Annotated in this window: 18 protein-coding genes; 3 read left to right on the top strand and 15 right to left on the bottom strand. The window is 64.4% G+C overall.

Features of this window, described 5'->3' with window-relative positions; translation table 11 throughout:
- Positions 1-242: 242 nt before the first annotated feature.
- The 3 genes from F753_RS30405 to F753_RS30395 all read right to left on the bottom strand — a co-directional run bounded on the left by F753_RS30405 (position 243) and on the right by F753_RS30395 (position 3,910).
- Positions 243-1,169, bottom strand: coding sequence for an ABC transporter permease (locus F753_RS30405; RefSeq protein WP_023444425.1), 927 nt, complete (start codon positions 1,167-1,169; stop codon positions 243-245).
- Positions 1,170-1,234: 65 nt separating this feature from the next.
- On the bottom strand, positions 1,235-2,341 hold the full coding sequence (locus F753_RS30400; RefSeq protein ID WP_014821136.1) for an ABC transporter permease: 1,107 nt from the start codon (positions 2,339-2,341) through the stop codon (positions 1,235-1,237).
- 12 nt (positions 2,342-2,353) lie between these two features.
- Positions 2,354-3,910 carry an ABC transporter ATP-binding protein gene (locus F753_RS30395; protein WP_023444424.1) on the bottom strand — a complete coding sequence of 519 codons (1,557 nt, stop codon included), beginning with the start codon at positions 3,908-3,910 and terminating at the stop codon, positions 2,354-2,356.
- A gap of 248 nt (positions 3,911-4,158) precedes the next feature.
- On the opposite strand from F753_RS30395, the gene F753_RS30390 reads away from it, so the two are divergent.
- On the top strand, positions 4,159-5,079 hold the full coding sequence (locus tag F753_RS30390) for an AraC family transcriptional regulator (protein ID WP_031297319.1): 921 nt from the start codon (positions 4,159-4,161) through the stop codon (positions 5,077-5,079).
- Between the two features lies 1 nt (position 5,080).
- Here the strand turns inward: F753_RS30390 and F753_RS30385 are convergent, their stop codons facing one another.
- The 9 genes from F753_RS30385 to F753_RS30345 form a co-directional block, all read right to left on the bottom strand.
- Entirely contained in the window at positions 5,081-5,536 is a 456-nt protein-coding gene (locus F753_RS30385) for a carboxymuconolactone decarboxylase family protein (RefSeq protein WP_023444422.1), read from the bottom strand.
- Positions 5,537-5,546: 10 nt separating this feature from the next.
- On the bottom strand, positions 5,547-6,284 hold the full coding sequence (locus tag F753_RS30380) for an SDR family oxidoreductase (protein ID WP_023444421.1): 738 nt from the start codon (positions 6,282-6,284) through the stop codon (positions 5,547-5,549).
- 122 nt (positions 6,285-6,406) lie between these two features.
- On the bottom strand, positions 6,407-6,877 hold the full coding sequence (locus F753_RS30375) for a nucleoside deaminase (protein WP_023444420.1): 471 nt from the start codon (positions 6,875-6,877) through the stop codon (positions 6,407-6,409).
- A 36-nt stretch (positions 6,878-6,913) separates the two neighbouring features.
- On the bottom strand, positions 6,914-7,708 hold the full coding sequence (locus F753_RS30370; protein ID WP_023444419.1) for an ABC transporter permease: 795 nt from the start codon (positions 7,706-7,708) through the stop codon (positions 6,914-6,916).
- Positions 7,695-8,498, bottom strand: coding sequence for an ABC transporter ATP-binding protein (locus F753_RS30365; RefSeq protein ID WP_023444418.1), 804 nt, complete (start codon positions 8,496-8,498; stop codon positions 7,695-7,697). The genes F753_RS30370 and F753_RS30365 overlap by 14 nt, the downstream gene beginning before the upstream one ends.
- Before the next feature lie 4 nt (positions 8,499-8,502).
- Entirely contained in the window at positions 8,503-9,480 is a 978-nt protein-coding gene (locus tag F753_RS30360; protein WP_023444417.1) for an ABC transporter substrate-binding protein, read from the bottom strand.
- Positions 9,481-9,530: 50 nt separating this feature from the next.
- Positions 9,531-10,280 carry an alpha/beta fold hydrolase gene (locus F753_RS30355; RefSeq protein ID WP_023444416.1) on the bottom strand — a complete coding sequence of 250 codons (750 nt, stop codon included), beginning with the start codon at positions 10,278-10,280 and terminating at the stop codon, positions 9,531-9,533.
- A complete protein-coding gene (locus tag F753_RS30350) occupies positions 10,273-11,253 on the bottom strand; it encodes an isopenicillin N synthase family dioxygenase (RefSeq protein ID WP_023444415.1) in 981 nt (326 codons plus the stop codon). Before F753_RS30350 ends, F753_RS30355 begins: the two co-directional genes overlap by 8 nt.
- 302 nt (positions 11,254-11,555) lie before the next feature.
- Positions 11,556-12,164, bottom strand: coding sequence for a LysE family translocator (locus F753_RS30345; protein WP_023444414.1), 609 nt, complete (start codon positions 12,162-12,164; stop codon positions 11,556-11,558).
- Between the two features lie 100 nt (positions 12,165-12,264).
- Here F753_RS30345 and F753_RS30340 point away from each other — a divergent pair, with 100 nt between their 5' ends.
- On the top strand, positions 12,265-12,717 hold the full coding sequence (locus tag F753_RS30340) for an Lrp/AsnC family transcriptional regulator (RefSeq protein ID WP_023444413.1): 453 nt from the start codon (positions 12,265-12,267) through the stop codon (positions 12,715-12,717).
- A gap of 157 nt (positions 12,718-12,874) precedes the next feature.
- Here the strand turns inward: F753_RS30340 and F753_RS30335 are convergent, their stop codons facing one another.
- On the bottom strand, positions 12,875-13,495 hold the full coding sequence (locus F753_RS30335) for a class I SAM-dependent methyltransferase (RefSeq protein ID WP_015276270.1): 621 nt from the start codon (positions 13,493-13,495) through the stop codon (positions 12,875-12,877).
- Between the two features lie 66 nt (positions 13,496-13,561).
- On the opposite strand from F753_RS30335, the gene F753_RS30330 reads away from it, so the two are divergent.
- Positions 13,562-14,113, top strand: coding sequence for a hypothetical protein (locus F753_RS30330; protein ID WP_152623954.1), 552 nt, complete (start codon positions 13,562-13,564; stop codon positions 14,111-14,113).
- 9 nt (positions 14,114-14,122) lie between these two features.
- Here F753_RS30330 and F753_RS30325 read toward each other — a convergent pair whose 3' ends face one another.
- Entirely contained in the window at positions 14,123-15,826 is a 1,704-nt protein-coding gene (locus F753_RS30325) for a response regulator (protein WP_023444410.1), read from the bottom strand.
- Positions 15,810-17,336, bottom strand: coding sequence for an ATPase domain-containing protein (locus tag F753_RS30320; RefSeq protein WP_015276273.1), 1,527 nt, complete (start codon positions 17,334-17,336; stop codon positions 15,810-15,812). The genes F753_RS30325 and F753_RS30320 overlap by 17 nt, the downstream gene beginning before the upstream one ends.
- Between the last annotated feature and the right edge of the window lie 80 nt (positions 17,337-17,416).

Raw genomic sequence — 17,416 nt, 5'->3', positions numbered from 1 at the left:
TAACGCCGGAGGGAGGGAAGTTTTGCGAAGCAAACCGGGGACGCCTAGTCCGGATGTCGGGGTGGCCTTCTCTTTGGTGACTTTCTCTTGGCCAGGGCGGCGCTCCGCAGACAAGAGAAAGTCACTCGGCCGGTGGGCCGAAACCAGATGTGTCGGCACACTCAGTAATACCTCTGATGTACAAGTTGCCAGCCTAGTAACGCCAGTAACGTTCCCGTTCCTTCCAATCCACCCGAAAAGCCTCAATGCCCCGGCTGCCAGGGCTGTCCCAGCGATACCGGCGCATACAACCGTGTGCGGATCGCATCCCGCGAGAGCAGCACCAGCACCAGGATGGTCGCCACATACGGCAGCATCGCCAGCAGGTTGCCGGGGATCGCCAGGCCGAGGCCCTGCGCCACCAGGTGCAGGATGCTGGCCAGGCCGAACAGGTAGGCGCCGAGCAGGACGCGGCTCACCCGCCAGCTGGCGAACACCACCAGGGCCAGGGCGATCCAGCCGCGGCCGGCGGTCATGTTTTCCGCCCACATCGGCGTGTACGCCAGCGACATGTAGCCGCCGGCAAGCCCAGCCATTCCGCCGCCGAACATTACCGCCAGAGCGCGCACGCGCAGTACCGGCAGGCCCATGGCACTGGCGGCGTTGGGGTTCTCGCCGACAGCCTGGATGATCAGGCCGATGCGGCTTTTCAGCAGCACCCAGGCCACCAACGCAAACAGACCGAAGGACAGGTACACCAGCAGATCTTGGGCGAACAGCATGCGGCCGATGACGGGGATTTCACTGAGCAGCGGAATGGCGATCGGCTCGAAGCCGGCCAGCGGCTTGCCGACCCAGCTGGCACCGACGAAGGACGACAGGCCGACGCCGAAGATGGTCAGCGCCAGGCCGGTGGCTACCTGATTGGCGTTGAAGCCCAGGGCCACCATGGCGAACAGCAGCGAGAGCAGCACACCGGCCAGGCAGGCGAACAGCACGCCGAGCCAGAGGTTGCCGCTGGCGAAGGCGACGATGAAGCCGATCACCGCGCCGAACAGCATCATGCCCTCCTGGCCGAGGTTGAGTACGCCGGTCTTCTCGCACACCAGCTCGCCGAGAGCGACCAGCAGCAGCGGCGTGCCGGTGCGGATCATGGCGTAGAAGATATTGGTCAGCAGATCCATGTCCATCGGTCAGGCCTCGAACTTCAAACGGTAGGCAGCGGGTGAAAGGGGGAGTAGCTGAGCGCGGACGATCATGTGGCCGGCTCCTCTTTGGCGCTGACAAGCGCTGGTTTGCGCGCCCACAGCTTCAGGCGCGGGCGATAGAGGATCAGCACGTCGCAGGCGAGCAGGAAGAACAGCACCATGCCCTGGAACAGCTGAGTGATGGATTGCGGCAGGTTGGCGGCCATCTGCGCGTTCTCGCCACCGAGGTAGAGCAGCGCCATCAGCAGACTGGCGAAGACGATACCGATGGGGTTCAGGCGACCGAGGAAGGCCACGGTGATCGCCGCGTAGCCATAGCCCGGTGAAACTTGCGGCACCAGTTGGCCGATTGGTCCGGTGACTTCGGCGACACCGGCCAGCCCGGCCAGGCCGCCGCTGATCAGCAGGGCGATCCACACCAGCTTCTTGTCGCGGAAACCGACGAAGCCGGCGGCGCGCTTGTCCAGGCCGAGCACCTTGATCTGGAAGCCGAGAAAGCTCTTCTGCAGCAGCACCCAGACCACCACCAGCGCCAGCAGGGCGAAGTAGAAACCGCCATGCACGCGCAGGCCTTCGATCAGCTCGGGCAGCCGGGTGGCGTCGCCGAACATCGCCGACTCTGGGAAGTTGAAGCCTTCCGGGTCCTTCAGCGGACCATGCACGGCGAACAGCAGCAGGTTCAGCGCAATGTAGTTGAGCATGATGCTGGTGAGGATTTCGTTGGCGTTGAACGCCGTCTTCAGCCAGGCGCAGAGCCCGGCCCAGGCGGCGCCGCCAAGGGTGCCGAGCAGCAGGGTCAGCACCAGTGCCCAGCGCGAATCCCAGTCAATGATGTTGACCGCCAGCGCGCTGCCGGCCAGGGCGCCGATGAGCAGCTGGCCTTCGGCGCCGATGTTCCAGATGCGCGCGTTGTAGACCACTGCCAGGCCCAGCGCGCAAAGCAGGATCGGCAGCGCCTTGACCAGCAGTTCGGAGACGCCGTAGAGATCGCCGAGCGGGTCGATCAGCAGCACCTTGAGGGTTTCCAGCGGCGGATGGCCGAGCAGCGCGAACAGCAGCGCGCCGCTCAGCAGCGTCAGCAGTGCCGCCAGCAATGGCGAGAACCAGAGCATGGCCCTTGAGGCCTCGCCGCGGGGTTGCAGGGATAACAGCATGATGGATTCTCGTCAGGCGGCAGAGGTGGAAACAGGGGTGTCGCTGGTATCGAACTGGCCGGCCATCCAGCGGCCGACTTCGACCGGGCAGGTACTGGCAGTAGCGCGCTGTGGCGACAGCCTGCCGTCGCTCAGGGCGGCGATGCGGTCGCTGATCTGGAACAGCTCCTCGAGGTCTTCGGAGATCACCAGGATCGCCGCGCCGGCATCGCGCAGTTCGATCAGCGCGCGATGAATTGCCGCCGCCGCACCGACATCCACGCCCCAGGTCGGGTGCGCGGCAATCAGGAGTTTCGGCTGCTGCAGGATCTCGCGCCCGAGGATGAATTTCTGCAGGTTGCCACCGGACAGGCTTGCCGCCGGGTTTTCTGCGTCCGGTGTCTTCACGGCGAAACGCTGGATGACCTGTTCGGCGAAGGCGCGCACCTTGCCGCGGCGGATCATGCCGTGCTCGACCATGCCGGTCTGCTGATAGGCGGTGAGCAGGCCGTTGTCGGCGAGGCTCATGCTCGGCACCGCGCCGTGACCGAGGCGTTCGGCCGGCACGAAGGCCATACCATGGCGACGGCGGGCGTCGGGGCGCAGATGGGCGACGTCGTCACCGAGAAAGCGGATGTGCATGGCCTGGGCGGCAGGCAGGCGCTGTTCGCCACTGAGCAGGGCAAGCAGTTCGTCCTGGCCGTTGCCGGCGACTCCCGCGATACCGACGATCTCGCCGGCGCGCACTTCCAGGTCCACCTCTTCGAGGGATACTCCGAACGGATCGGCGTTGTGCCAGGACAGCCGCTCGACCCGCAGGAACGGCGCGCGGCCCTCGCTCTTCGGGTATTCGGCTTCCAGCCCCTCGGCATCGCCGACCATCAGCCGCGCCAGTTCCAGGTCCGAGCACTCGGCCGGCACGCACTCGCCGGACACGCGGCCGGCGCGCAGCACCGTGGCGCTTTGGCACAGCGCGCGCACCTCGTTGAGCTTGTGGCTGATGAACAGGATGCTGCAGCCCTCGGCCGCCAACCGGCGCAGGGTCACGAACAGCTCGTCGGCCTCCTGCGGGGTAAGCACCGAGGTCGGTTCGTCGAGGATCAGCAGGCGGATGTCCTGCATCAGGCAGCGGATGATCTCCACCCGCTGGCGCTCGCCGATCGACAGGCTGTGCACCAGCCGTTGCGGCTCCAGCGGCATGCCGTAGCGCTGCGAGACCTGGCGGATCTTCGGCTCCAGCTGCTTTGGCGTACCGGCCTTGGCGCCCAGCGCCAGGGCGATGTTCTCCGCCACAGAGAGCGTCTCGAACAGCGAGAAGTGCTGGAACACCATGCCGATGCCGCGTTCGCGGGCCTGGGCCGGGTCGCGCATGGTCACCCGTTCGCCCTGCCAGTGGATTTCGCCGGCGTCCGGCTGGGTCACGCCGTAGATGATCTTCATCAGGGTGCTCTTGCCGGCGCCGTTCTCGCCGAGCAGGGCGTGTATCTCACCCGGCTGGATCGACAGGTCGATACGGTCGTTGGCCAGGCAGCCTGGGTACTGTTTGGTTATGCCGCAGAGCTTGAGGCGCGCGGTCTGGGATTCGGGCATGGAGGCGTCCGCTGGGTTTTTCATGACCAGGGTGTAGCAAAAAGCTGGCCAGGCAGTCAGGAATTGAGGTGCGACGTGGCCACGGCAGCTGCGCCACCGGATAGCCATGCGACGATGTTAGCCGGTGCATCGCTTTGGTGCTTCACTCGGTGACACCGTCGTGTCGATGCACTGCCTTGGGGCGGGACGACCGCGGGCCGGATGGGCTGCTAAGCTAACCGTCCTTTCCGCTTCCACCGGTTGCCTGCATGAACCAGATGGACCTTCATTCCGCCGAGGAAACGATTGCCCAGCGTGCTGCCCTGGCGCGGCTGATCGATGGCCTCTTGCGCGACGACGGTATGCATCCCACCGCGATTGACGATCTTTACCTGATCCGCTGCAGCGCGCCGAGCGAACTGGTGCACGGGCTGCACAAGCCGGCGCTGTGCATCATCGTGCAGGGCAGCAAGGAGGTGCGGCTGGGCGACGAGCTGTACACCTACGATGCGCTGCACTACCTGGTGGTATCGGTCACCGTGCCGGTGGCCGGTCGCGTGCTGGAGGCCTCGTCCGGCGAGCCGTACCTGTGCATTCGCCTGGATATCGACCCGGCAATGGTCGCTACCCTGGTGGCCGAAAGCGCGCCGTTGAGCCAGCCCGTGGAAGGGCCGGCGCGCGGGGTCTATCTGGATCGCATCGATGCGCCTTTGCTCGACGCCACGCTGCGTCTGGTGCGACTGCTCGCCAGCCCGCAGGACATTCCGGTGCTGGCACCGCTGGCCATGCGCGAGATTTTCTACCGCCTGCTTTGCGGTCGCCAGGGCCGCCACCTGCACGAGATCGCAGTGCGCGACAGCCAGGGCCATCGCGTCACCCGCGCCATCGAATGGCTGAACCGCAACTACGTCGAGCCGCTGCGCATCGAGGAACTGGCGCAGCGGGTCAACCTCAGCAGCTCGACGCTGCACCACCGCTTCAAGGCGCTGACGGCCATGAGCCCGCTGCAATACCAGAAGCAGCTGCGCCTGCAGGAGGCGCGGCGGCTGCTGATCGCCGAGGGGCTCGACGTTTCCAGCGCTGGCTACCGGGTCGGCTACGAAAGCCCCTCGCAGTTCAGCCGCGAGTACAGCCGCCTGTTCGGCGCCTCGCCGGTGAAGGATTTGGCCCGACTGCGCAGCACGGCTTAATTCAGCGCGGCGCCGGGTCCGGCACCTCGCGCAATGCCTGAGCGGCATCTATGGCGCGGGGAAAGCCGGCCGTCACGGTGGTCAGGTAGACCACCTCCTTCAGCTCCTCACGGGTGACACCCAGGCGCAACGCGTAACCGGCGTGCACCTTCATGTACTGCAGATTGCCTTGGGCGGCGAAGGCGGCGATCACGGCCAGCTGGCGGGTGCGATCATCCAGCTCGCTGCGCCCCCAGACATCGCCCAATGCGTACTGGGTGATGCCCTCGGCGAGAAACGGATAGTCCTTGCGCAACGCTTCGAGCACGGGTTGCCCGGCGCCGCCTGACAGGTGATCCATCACCTGGACGCCACGTTCGTGGCGCTCGTTGCCGGCGGCTTCCAGCGAGGCGAAGGTCAGTGATCCGAATACGGCCAGGTAGGCCGCGGCCAGTGTGGTGCTGGTACGAAGGGTCATGGTGGCGTCCTCAGTAGGGGCTGGCGGTGGGGCGCACCACCAGTTCGCTGACGTCGACATCGGCCGGCTGGTCGATGGCATAGGCGATGGCGCGTGCGATGGCGTCGGCCGGAATGGCGATGCGGCGGAAGTCGTCCATGGCCGAGCGGGCGGTGTCATCGGAAATGCTCTCGGCCAGTTCCGATTCGGTGACGCCAGGCGAAACCAGGGTCACGCGAATGTCGCCGCCGACCTCCTGGCGCAGGCCTTCGGAGATGGCGCGCACCGCGTACTTGGTGGCGCAGTACACCGCCGCGGTCGGGCTCACCGCGTAGGCGCCGATGGAGGCGATGTTGACGAACTGGCCGGCGCGCTGGCGCTGCATCAGCGGTAGGCCGGCGGCGATGCCGTGCAGTACGCCGCGGATGTTCACGTCGATCATCCGGTCCCACTCGTCGACCTTCAGTGCGTCCAGCGGAGACAGCGGCATGACCCCGGCATTGTTGACGATCACGTCGACGCGGCCGAAGCGCTGCTCGGCGAAGTCGACGAAGGCCTGGGTGTCCTCGCGGCTGGTTACGTCCAGCGCGCGGCAGGCGGCAACGCCACCGCGTTCGCCGATCTCGGCGACCAGCTTTTCCAGCCGTTCGAGACGCCGCGCGCCCAGCACGACGGTTGCGCCCTGGGCCGCCAGCAGGCGCGCCGTGGCTTCGCCGATGCCGCTGCTGGCGCCGGTGATAAGTACGATTTTGCCGGTGATGTTCGACATGGGGTTGTCCTCCGCAGATGGATTCGGGCGACGTCGGTGACGCCGTGGTTCGAATACTGCGATGGAGGACGGTGCCGGCGTTATGGCGATCCTGCCGGGCGCTTGCCTGATTCTGGCGCTGCTTACCAGATGCCTTCGTGCAGGGCGGCAGCCTCGTCCTCCAGCAGCGGGCCGAGTACCTCGACCTTGCGCTGGCCGGCGTCGAAGACGATGCGGCACGGCAGGTCCAGCGTCGGGTTTTCCGGATGGTTGCCGGTGAGGTCCTTCAGGCTGCGCTCGGAAAGACCGTACACCACGCGCCCAAGACCGACCCAGTAGGCGGCGCCGGCGCACATGGCGCAGGGTTCGGCGGAGGTGTACATGGTGCAGCGCGAGAGGAATTCCGGCGTGTAGCGGGTCGAGGCACGGGTCATCAGCACCCGCTCGGCATGGCCGGTCATATCGTGGTCGGGCATGTAGGCGTTGCCCTGTTCCAGCAGTACTTCACCGTCCGGCCCGACCAGGATGGTGCCGAACGGATGGGTGCCGTTTTCCAGCGCACGGCGGGCGACGTCGAAGCTTTTGCGCAGCAGGGCGAGATCGTCGAGAGGCATGGCGTTATCCAGACTGAGATGAAGAGGTGGTGGGCTTCAATGCCCACCCTTGGGCAGGCTCCAGGGAAAGAAGGCCTTCTGCAGCAGGCCGATCAGGTGGAACAGCACCAGGCTGATTACCACCAGCATCATCAGCGCAGCGAACGCCTGGGGCACCTGGAACATCGAGGTGGAGAAGTTGATGAAATAGCCCAGTCCTTTTTCCGCCGCGACGAACTCGGCCACCACCGCGCCGATCACCGCCAGGGTGATGGAAATGCGCAGTGCCGAGAACAGGTGTGGAATCGCATAGGGCAGACGGATGTTGCGGTACTCACGGGCTTTGGAAGCGCCGAGCGAGCGCGACAGCTCTACCAGCTCCTCCGGTGTCGCCAGTAGGCCGGTGACGCAGGACACCACGATCGGGAAGAAGGCGATGAGGAAGGTGATAAACACCCGCGGCAGGTCGCCGGCGCCCATCACCACCACGATGATTGGTGCCACCGCGACGATGGGCGTGGACTGCACGATCACCAACAGCGGATACAGCGTGCGCGACATCACCCGTGAAGAGGCCAGAGCGATGGCCAGCGGGATGCCGATCAGGATCGACAGGCCGTAGCCCATCAGCGTCACCCGCAGGGTGGCGAAGATATGCTCGGCCCAGGCACCGAGGCCGACCTTCTGCGTCGCCGCGAAGATGGCGCTGGGCGAGGGCAGCACGAAGCTCGGCAGCTTGAGCAGGCGGCAGGCCGCTTCCCAGATCAGCAGCAGAACGAGCAGGGCTAGCCAGGGCGCGAAACGGTCGGCCTGCGCCTTCAGGCGCAGAGCCCTGGGCTTAATGGGCGTCATGGCGCGAGAAGACTTTGCGGCGGATATGGTTGGCGAGCTCATTGAAACGCGGCTCCGTGAGGGTTTCCATGGACCGCGGGCGCGGCAGGTCGACATCGATGATTTCCTGCACGCGGCCGGGGCGCGCCGACATCACCAGGATGCGGTCGGCCAGCAGCAGCGCTTCGGGAATCGAGTGGGTGATGAACAGCACCGTCTTCGGACGCTGTGTCCAGATGTTCAGCAGCTCCAGGCTCAGCTCGTCGCGGGTCAGGGCATCGAGGGCCGAGAACGGCTCGTCCATCAGCAGGATTTCCGGGTCGTGCAGCAACGCCCGGGCAATCGACGCGCGCTGCTGCATGCCGCCGGAGAGTTCGTCCGGGCGCTTGTTACCGAACTCCTTGAGCCCCACCAGTTCCAGCAACTCTTCGCCGCGGGTGATTTCCTGTGCGGTGACGCGACCGTACTTGTGGCGCATTGGGAAGGTCAGGTTGTCGCGGATGTTCAACCAGGGCAGCAGGGTCGGTCGCTGGAAGACGATGCCTATCTCGTCACGCGGGCCGTCCACCGGACTGCCGTAGATGCTGACCTGGCCGTGAGTTGGCCGTACCAGCCCGGCGAGGATGCGCAGCAGCGTGGACTTGCCGCAGCCCGAGGGGCCGAGCACCGCGATGAACTCGTGGCGGCCGATATCGAAACTGGCGTTGTCCAGCGCCACCACCTCGCTGCCATCGGAGGAGGTGAAGACCTGACTGACTCGGTCGAAGCTGATGTTGGGGCGCGGCGTGGCGGGCAGGGCTACGGCGTTCATGGCATCACTCGCTCAGGCTGGTGTCGATGGCGCTGACCGGGTCGAGGCTGTCGATCTGCATGCCCTGCGCCTTGGCGACCCATTCCCAGGTAGTGGCCAGGCGTTTGGCGTCGAAACCGGTGCCCTCGGCGGCGCTGATCTCGTTCTGCATCAGGGGTACCGAGGCGGCGAATTGCTCCTCGGCCTGCTGCTCGTCGACCTCGGCGACCATCTTCTTCAGTGCGGCGGCCGCGGCAGCCGGGTCGGCGATGGCGTTCTTCTGCGCCTGCTGGTAGGCCTTGACGAACTTCTTCGCGACCTCGGGATGGCTCTGCACGAAGCGCTGCGACGCTACCAGCGACAGGCCGTAGCCTTCGAAGCCGTATTCCGACCAGGGGATGGTCTTCAGCGTCTTGTCCGCTTCACCGAGGGCACGGACGAAGCCGGGCGCGACGGTCAGCCAGTTGATGGTGGCGTCGACCTTGCCGGTGGCGAGCATCGGCGCCAGCGCGCCGGGGTCTAGCTTGAGCAGCTTGACGCTGGTCGGGTCGATGCCATTGCGCTCCAGCAGCAGCGGCCAGACGACGTTGGAGGCAGAGAAGGTCGGCGTGGCCACCGTCTTGCCGACGATGTCCTTGAAGCTCTCGATGCCTGAGCCCTCGGTGGTGAAGAAGGCGTCCGGTTGCTTGTTGTAGATCGGCGCCACGGCGACCACCGGCACCTCGCCCTGGGCCTTGGCCTGCAGCAGCGAGGCCAGGCCGGCCGAGCCGAAGTCCGCGCTGTTGGTGGCCAGCTTGCTCACCACGTCGCTACCGCCACGGGCACTGGCGATTTCCACTTCGATGCCTTCTGCGGCGAACAGGCCCTGTTCGACACCTAGGTAGATCGCGGCCTTGTCGCCGGCTGGCAACCAGTCGTTGAGCCAGCGCACCTTGTCGGCGGCCAGGGCGGATTGGCTGAACAGCGCGAGCAGGGTGCTGGCGAGCAGGGTTTTCTTGAACATGGTGAAGCTCCTTGAAGGTTCGGCGTGATAAGCGCGATGCAATAAACGGGTCAGTGCACGGGTTGAGGATGGCGAGCGAAGAAATCCAGCAGGGCAGCGAGCAGCGCGCCGGGCATGGCCAATTGCGGCGCATGGCCGCAATCGAGCACCACCCGCTCGGCGCCAGGCACCAGCTGCTGCATGCGCTGTTGCACCCGTGGCAGCACGGAGCGGTCCTGCGCGGCTTCGATGTACAAGCGCGGCAGACGACCGAAACGCGCGGTCGTCCAATGCGCGGCGATATCGCGGCCACCATCGGGCTGCACCGTCAGGCGGCGTGCGGCAGCGATGGCGGCCTGTGCCGGTGCATCGTGAAAGAACACGGCGCAGGCGGCATCGGCCGGTACGCGGTTGCCGCCGGGCGCGGCTTCGAGATAAGGGCCGATGCCGCTGACCTCGGGGAAGTCGCGGGCGAGTTCGGCGCAGAGTTCGCCGAAGCCCATGCCGCTGGGCAGCATCATGCCGGCGACATAGGCGACCCCGGCGATGCGCTCGGCATAAGCCTCGGCCACGGCAGTGGCAGTGACGCCGCCGCCGGAATGCGCCACCAGCTGAATCGGACCAGGCAGCGTCTCGATCAATGCGCCGACGTGTTCGACATAGCGCTGCAGCGAGACCTCGGCGAGTGGCGTGGCGTCATGGCCGTTGCCCGGCAAATCGATCGCTTGCGGTCGGTGACCGGCATCGCGCAGGCCATCCTGCAGCGCGTCCCAGACCCAGCTGCCGGCCCAGGCGCCGTGGATGAGGACGATGTCAGCCATAGGTCCTCCGGTACATCTCGCGGTGGTGTTCTTCCACCGTCACCGTGGGGTAGCGTGGCGACTCGCCCGGCGCGAGGCAGGTCGGCAGGCACTCGACCAGATGGTCCGGGTTGCCGCTGAAGAAGAACGGCACGCTATAGCGCTCGCGCCCGGAAATGTTGACCACCCGGTGTAGCGTCGAACGGTACTGGTCGTTGGTCCAGCGGGCGATCATGTCGCCCAGGTTGACCACATAGGTGCCGGGCACGGGCGCCGCGTGAATCCAGCTCTTGCTGTGGCGATCCCAGACCTGCAGGCCGGGGTTCTCGTCCTGCAGAAGCAGCGTCAGCCCGCCGAAATCGGTATGCGCGCCACAGCCCTTCTCGCCGGGCGCGGCGTTGGTCGGCTGCGGCGGGTAATGCAGCAGGCGCAGGGTGCTCATGGAGTCGCGGCAGAAGCCGGCGAAATGCTCCTCCGGCAGTTGCAGCGAGAGCGCGATGGCGCCCATCAGCCGTGCCGCGAGGGCGTTAATCGCATTGCGATAGCGCTCCATGGTCGGGCGAAAGTCCGCAAGCTCGGTTGGCCACTGGTTGGCACCGTGGTTGAAGCGACCGGCCAGTACCCGCGGGTCGTCCTCGGCCAACTCCTCGCCGATATAGAAGCCTTCCTTGAGATCGGCCGGCGCACCGGCTTCCAGCACCTGACCGCGCAACGGCTCATAGCCGCGATTGGCGTTCGAGAGCACCTTGTCCAGCGCACGCTTGCCTGCTTCCGGCTGGGAAAAGAAGGCCCGCGCCTGCTCGAACACCGCCTGTTGTAGCGCCGGGTCGACGCCGTGGTTGGCGACGCAGAAGAAGCCGACCTCGCGACAGGCCGCGCCGATGCGTTCGGCCACGGCAGTGCGCTCGGCAAGGTCGGGAGAAAACAGCCCGGCGATATCGATCAGCGGCAGCGCGGCGGCTTCGAGATGGCGGGCACAAAGGGACTGGTTCATGGCTCGATCCTGCTCTGCCGACGCGAAATGGCGGTCGGCGAGCGCAGTATCTGGCGGGTCATGCTGTGCGCAGAAGCAGAGAATATCGAGCAAGCCGATGCCGTTTCGGCATCACCGTGTAAAGCGAGAAAACGGTGCTCGCAGTGATCGTGAATGGTGCATCAGCGAACGCCCGGCATTCCTTTCTCGGGACCATATCGGCGGCGCCCAGATAGGCATGCATGCACATTGTTGGGGCATTGTTGGAGAGGTGGCGAGATGTGCAATTTTCCGCAGGCGGTCCACGCCTGCGCCCATGTTCGCTAGATCGAGAGGTTCAGAACTGCCGGCATCGTTGTAACCACCAGGATTACAGCCATGGAAACATTGAATGCCGAGGCAATCCGCGGCCTTCCCAGCCAGCGCCTGAACGTCAAGCCACCCAGCGCCCATACCCCCACACAAGGCACCGATATCGCCGCCAAGATGACAGCGGCGATGCATAAGTTGAGAAAGTGATTTTCAGGCGGGATGTAGGTTGCGGCCACGCTTATCGATAGTGCCCATGCCTTGGGATTGATCCATTGGAACGCCGCCCCACTTATGAGGCCCATTGGCGGCTTGGGATCCACCTGCATCTGCAAGGGGCCGCTGTTAGCGATTGCCCACGCGAGCCAAAGAATATAGGCCGCTCCGACAACACTCAGCGCGGTATGGAAGCCCGGGATTCTCTCGAACGCCGAGCCCAAGCCTGAGCCAACTATCGCGAGCTGCAAACCAATGCCAAGCGCGATGCCGCAAACAAGCGGCATGGTTCTCAAGACGCCGACTCGCGCACCTGACATGAGCACCATGAGGTTATTGGGGCCAGGTGTTCCAGTCATGACGATGGCAAACATCAGAAACGGCAGGAGGACTCCGAGATCGCTCATCAATACAACTCTTTGCTTTGAAATTGGTGCTGCAATTTTATTGTCCGGCTCGAGAATTGTTGTTGCATAATTTCGGCGCTGCTAGATATGGAAGCAACAAATGCTTGAGATTGATCGAATTGATAGAAAGATATTGTGTGAGCTTTCCGATGACGCTCGCCAGACCAACCTGAAACTGGCGGAACGTGTCGGTTTATCGCCTTCGGCGTGCCTCAGACGCGTGCAGGAGTTGGAGCGCAGCGGAGTTATCAAGGGCTACCGGGCGGTGATCGACAAGGCGCTGCTGGGCGCTGGCTTTGTCGTCTATGTGGCCGTTGGGCTTTCCAGCCATACCAAAGAAAGTTTGGGAGCCTTTGAGCGTGCTATCGCCGCCTCTCCCGACGTGGTCGAATTCCACACAGTCACTGGTGCGCTCGAGTATCTGTTGCGCGTAGAAGTTGCAGATATCAAAGCGTACAAGTTGTTCCACACCGAAGTGCTGGGCACCTTGCCCCACGTGTCGTCGATCACAAGCTACATCGTGATGGACACACCCAAGAGTGAGCGGGGCTAGGTCCTGCTGGTGCGAAAAACTCCTGGCTACGATCATTTAAATCGGGTCCAGGACAAGTGCAGAAAAAGGTTTCGCCAGAAGGTACGCCTTCGGCTATGGCTAGTTGCTGCTGTGCGATTTCAGTGGAGCCGCTGCGATCAGCTGTCAGCGCTGCCTGCTACTGGACCAGTTTGCGGCAGAAGCAGTAGACGAACTTCTGTTCGATCCCGCCGGGGGTGTGGTGCGATTCCTTTTCATGGCCGAGCAGCAGAAAGGGTTCGCCGAACTCGGCGTGCAGCTCGCTGGCGCCATAGCGCATGACCGGCAGGCCGCTGCATTTCTCCGGGCCATCCTCGGCGAAGGTGGCCACTATCACCAGCCCACCGGGCTTGACCGCGTGCAGCACCTGGCGCACATAGGCATGCCTGTCTTCTTCGCTGGTCAGAAAGTGAAAGACTGCTCTGTCGTGCCATACATCGAAGCTGCGCTCGGGTAGCGCGGCTTCGATGACATTCGCCTCCAGCCAACGGACGCTCGCCGCGTTGGAACCGAGTCTGGTCTTGGCCGTGGCCAGCGCCGCGGCAGAAAGGTCGAGCACTGTCAGGTTTCGATAACCGTTGGCCAGAAGATCATCGACCAGTGTCGAGGCGCCGCCGCCCACGTCGATGATCGATGCCGTCGAAGGCACGTCCGCATCGCGGATCAGTTTCAGCGACAGCTCGGCGTGTTCCTGAAACCAGCTGACCTCGTCAGCGGCCTTGGTGGAATAGACCTTTTCCCAGTGATCTTTCGGTTGCATGGCGGCATCCCTCGACACGTTTATTGTGATGCTGAGTGCGATGGACGGTAGCATGCAGGCCCAGGCGTGTGCAGCCTTGAAGCCAAAGTCGGGATTTCTGTAACGGAACGCCCATCAGGTGCGCTTGGAACGCAGGTTGTCACCACCGAATGCCCCCATCATCAATACAAGGAAGCAAGGATGTACCTAAAAGGATCTCTATGCGTGTTGGCGCTGGTTTGGCTGGCGACACCACCCGCACAGGCGGCGACCGAACTCAATGGCGTCATTGGCAGGGAGCTGATCGGACAGGATGTAATACCTACCGAGTACCACGGGCTCTGGGGAAGGGAAGGAAACTGCGCAGAGCTTCAGCAGCCGTTCTTCATGAATGCCGTATTCGTTACGAAAAAGAGCATGGCGCTCGATAAACGAACCTGTCCAATAAACACCGCGCTCGCCGAGGGCGATGAGTTTGAGGCCGCGTTCAATTGCATTACGGTTGGTGAGGATACGCTTCAGACGCTGCCCATACGGCTCACGCTGCGCGAGGCCAAGCTTTACGTGAAAGTCGGTGAAGAGCGTGAAGATGGCCCCTACCTCAACTGCAATGCGCCTGGTTTTGGCTCTAAGCGCTGAGTAAACCGGCTATCCCTGCCTGACGGGGTCGGCAAATACTGCACTCTCGATCGCCTCTCGCAACGAGGTTGCCAGCTCTTCGAGGCGGTAGGGCTTGGCGAGGACGTGCACGCCTTCTGCGGCGGCAGATTGCTGCGCAGCTTCGGCGTAGCCGCTGGTGAGCAGCACGGGAACACCGAGGGCGCGGGTGCGGATCTCCCGGGCCAGTTCAACACCGTTCATGCCGCCCGGCATCATCACGTCGGAGAATACGATGTCCACCTGACAGCCGTTCTGCAGCGCGCCCAGCGCGTCTGTGGCACTGGCGGCATGGGTGACGCGATAGCCGAGATGTTCGAGCATCTCGCCGACCAGGGCCGCGACTTCTTCATCATCGTCCACCAGCAGTACGGTACCGGCCGAGGCGTCGGAGCTGTCGTCTTCGGCAGGCCGTGCGCCGTCGGGCTGATCGGGCACACGTGCCGAGCGCGGCAGCAGCATGATCACGCTGGTGCCGCGATCGCATTCGCTTTCGATCCACACGCTGCCGCCGGACTGCCGCGCGAAGCCGTAGACCTGTGCCAGCCCGAGCCCTGAGCCTTTGCCGATCTCCTTGGTGGTGAAGAAGGGGTCGAATACGCGGGTGCGAACCTCCTCGGGAATGCCGGTGCCCGAGTCGGTCACCGTGAGGCGGACAAAATCGCCGGTGATGCCCAGCACCGCTTCGCCAGGTGCATTGCTGGCTTCGATCAGGATCGAGCCGCCGTCGGGCATGGCGTCGCGCGCATTCACGGCCAGGTTGAGGACGACCAGCTCCAGCTCGCCAGGGTCCACTTCGACCGGCCAGAGATCCGGCTCGAACTGCACTTCCACGTGCACGTCGCCGCTCAGGCTGCGGTCGAGCAGCTCGCGCATGCGGCCGATGCGCAGCACCAGGTCGACCGACTCGGGTTCCAGTGACTGGCGGCGGGAGAAGGCGAGCAGTTGCCGGGTGAGGGCGGTTCCGCGCTGCGCGGCCTGGCGCATGCCGTCCATCAACCGCTCGCGGCGTGCAGGATCGGCGCGGCGGTCGAGCATGTCGAGGCCGCCGGAGATCACCATCAGCAGGTTGTTGAAGTCGTGGGCGATGCCGCCGGTGAGCTGGCCGATGGCTTCGATCTTCTGCGCCTGGCGCAGGGTTTCTTCGATCTGCGCGCGCTCGGCCATCTGTGTGCGCAATTCCTGGTTGGCCTTTTCCAGTTCGCTGGTGCGCTCGACGACCAGCGCTTCGAGTTGATTCGAGGCGCGCTCACGGGCTTCGAGCAAGGCCCTGACTTCGTACTGGCGATGCCGCCCGCGCAGGGCGGCTTTCACCGCGCTGGTCAGGGTGATGCTCTGTACCGGGCGTTCCAGCAGGGAAACGTTGCGCAGCGCCGCCACCATGCGCTGACGCCATGCGGCGACTGCCGGCTGTTGATGCTTGCTGGTGAGGACCACGAATGGAAAGTCGGACCACGCCGGTTGCTGATCCACCCATGTGGCCAGTGCTTGGAGGTCCTGACCGAAGAGGCCTTCTTCGGCGATGAAAACGGCGTCGGCATCGGTTTCGGCGCGACGTAGCACCTCATCGACACTGTGGCAGACAACGGCGTCCATGCCGCTGCGGCTGAGCAGTTCGGCCGAGGCGGGACCGTCCCGGCCGATGGGGGCATAGACGACTACGATGGGGCCTTCTCGTTTAGTGGGCGTCGTCATGCTCGTCTGTCAGTAGCTGAGTCGCATCACCGGTGTATTCCGGTGTGCCCGATAGGATGCCGCTGAAGTGGCTGAGCGGCGGCCCGACCTCGAGGCCGGCGCTACTGAGGCGGTACTCACGGACGGTGTTTTCATGCCGTCCGCTGCGCTTTTTCACCACTGACAACGCCCGGCGAACGACGCCGGCATGCTCGAAGTAGCGCTGCATGATAACCGCATCGCTGAGATAGCTGATATCCACAGGCGTATCCATTGGGCCGACCAGGCCATGCTGGGCGAGCACCATGATGCTGATCACGCCTTTCTGGCCCAGATAACTCAACAGCTCGTGCATCTGCAGAATCAGGAATCGGCCATCAGGCATCGCGTGCAGATAGCCGTTGAGGCTGTCCAGAATCACCAGGCCGGCCCCCCGCACCTCTACGCTCTGGCGGACCGCGGCGGTGAACTCGCCGGGCGACAGCTCGGCCGGGTCGACCTGCTGCAGATGCAGCAGCCCCTGTTCGATCCACGGTTCCATGGGCAGCCCCAGCGCCCGCCCGCGCGCCAGCAGCGTGGCGATGTTTTCGTCAAAGACGAAAAAGGCGACCTGCTCGCCGCGTTTGCACGCCGCGACCGCATAGCTCAAGGCCAGCGAGGATTTGCCCACGCCGGCAGCGCCGACCAGCAGCGCGTTGGTGCCGCGTTCCAGGCCGCCACCCAGCATCTTGTCCAGTGCCGGATTACCGGACGAGGCCAGCTCACCGGAGAAGGACGAGTGGTGCTCGGCGGCGATGAGCCGGGGATAGATGCGCAGGCCGCCCTTGCGGATGGCGAAGTCGTGGTAACCGCCGCGAAACTGGATGCCACGCATCTTGATCACCCGCAGACGCCTGCGCTCGGCACCGTAGTCGATTGCCACCTGCTCCAGCATGACCACGCCGTGGGAGATGGAATGCAGTTGCAGGTCGCCCACTTCCGAAGTCTGGTCGTCGAGCAGGATCACCGTGCAGTTGCGGGTGGTGAAGAAATGCTTGAGCGCCAACACCTGCCGGCGGTAGCGCAGAGGGCTTTGCGCTAGCAGGCGCATTTCCGAGAGGCTGTCGAAGATCACGCGACTCGGATTGGTTTCGGTGACCCGATCGAACACCTGCTGCGTGGTTTCACTCAGCTCCATCTCCACGGGGTGCAGCACCGTCAGTTCGAGGTCCGGGTCCAGGCTGGTTTCCGGCGTGACCAGCTCGAACACATCGATACCGTCGAGGGACCAGCCGTGCCGCTTGGCGACCAGCTCCAGTTCGTCCTTGGTTTCCGAGAGGGTTACATAGAGAACGCGCTCGCCCTGGCGGACCCCTTCGAGCAGGAACTGCAGCGCAATGGTGGTCTTGCCCGAGCCCGGGCTACCTTCGTACAGGTACATGCGGTTGGGGTCGAGGCCGCCGCCGAGAATGTCATCCAGCCCCTCGCTGCCAGTGGAAATGCGAGGGGGTTCATCGTCTGGTTGGAAGGAAAGATTAGTGAAATCGGTCATTCCGTTCTCCTTAACGCAGGCGCCGCTGCGTGCTTCGTTCCCACTCCTGCATGTCCATATCGGGACAAAGGCGGAGGGGA

The sequence above is a fragment of the Stutzerimonas chloritidismutans AW-1 genome (assembly GCF_000495915.1).
GTDB lineage: Bacteria > Pseudomonadota > Gammaproteobacteria > Pseudomonadales > Pseudomonadaceae > Stutzerimonas > Stutzerimonas chloritidismutans.
This window is presented reverse-complemented; position numbering and strand designations above follow the sequence as displayed.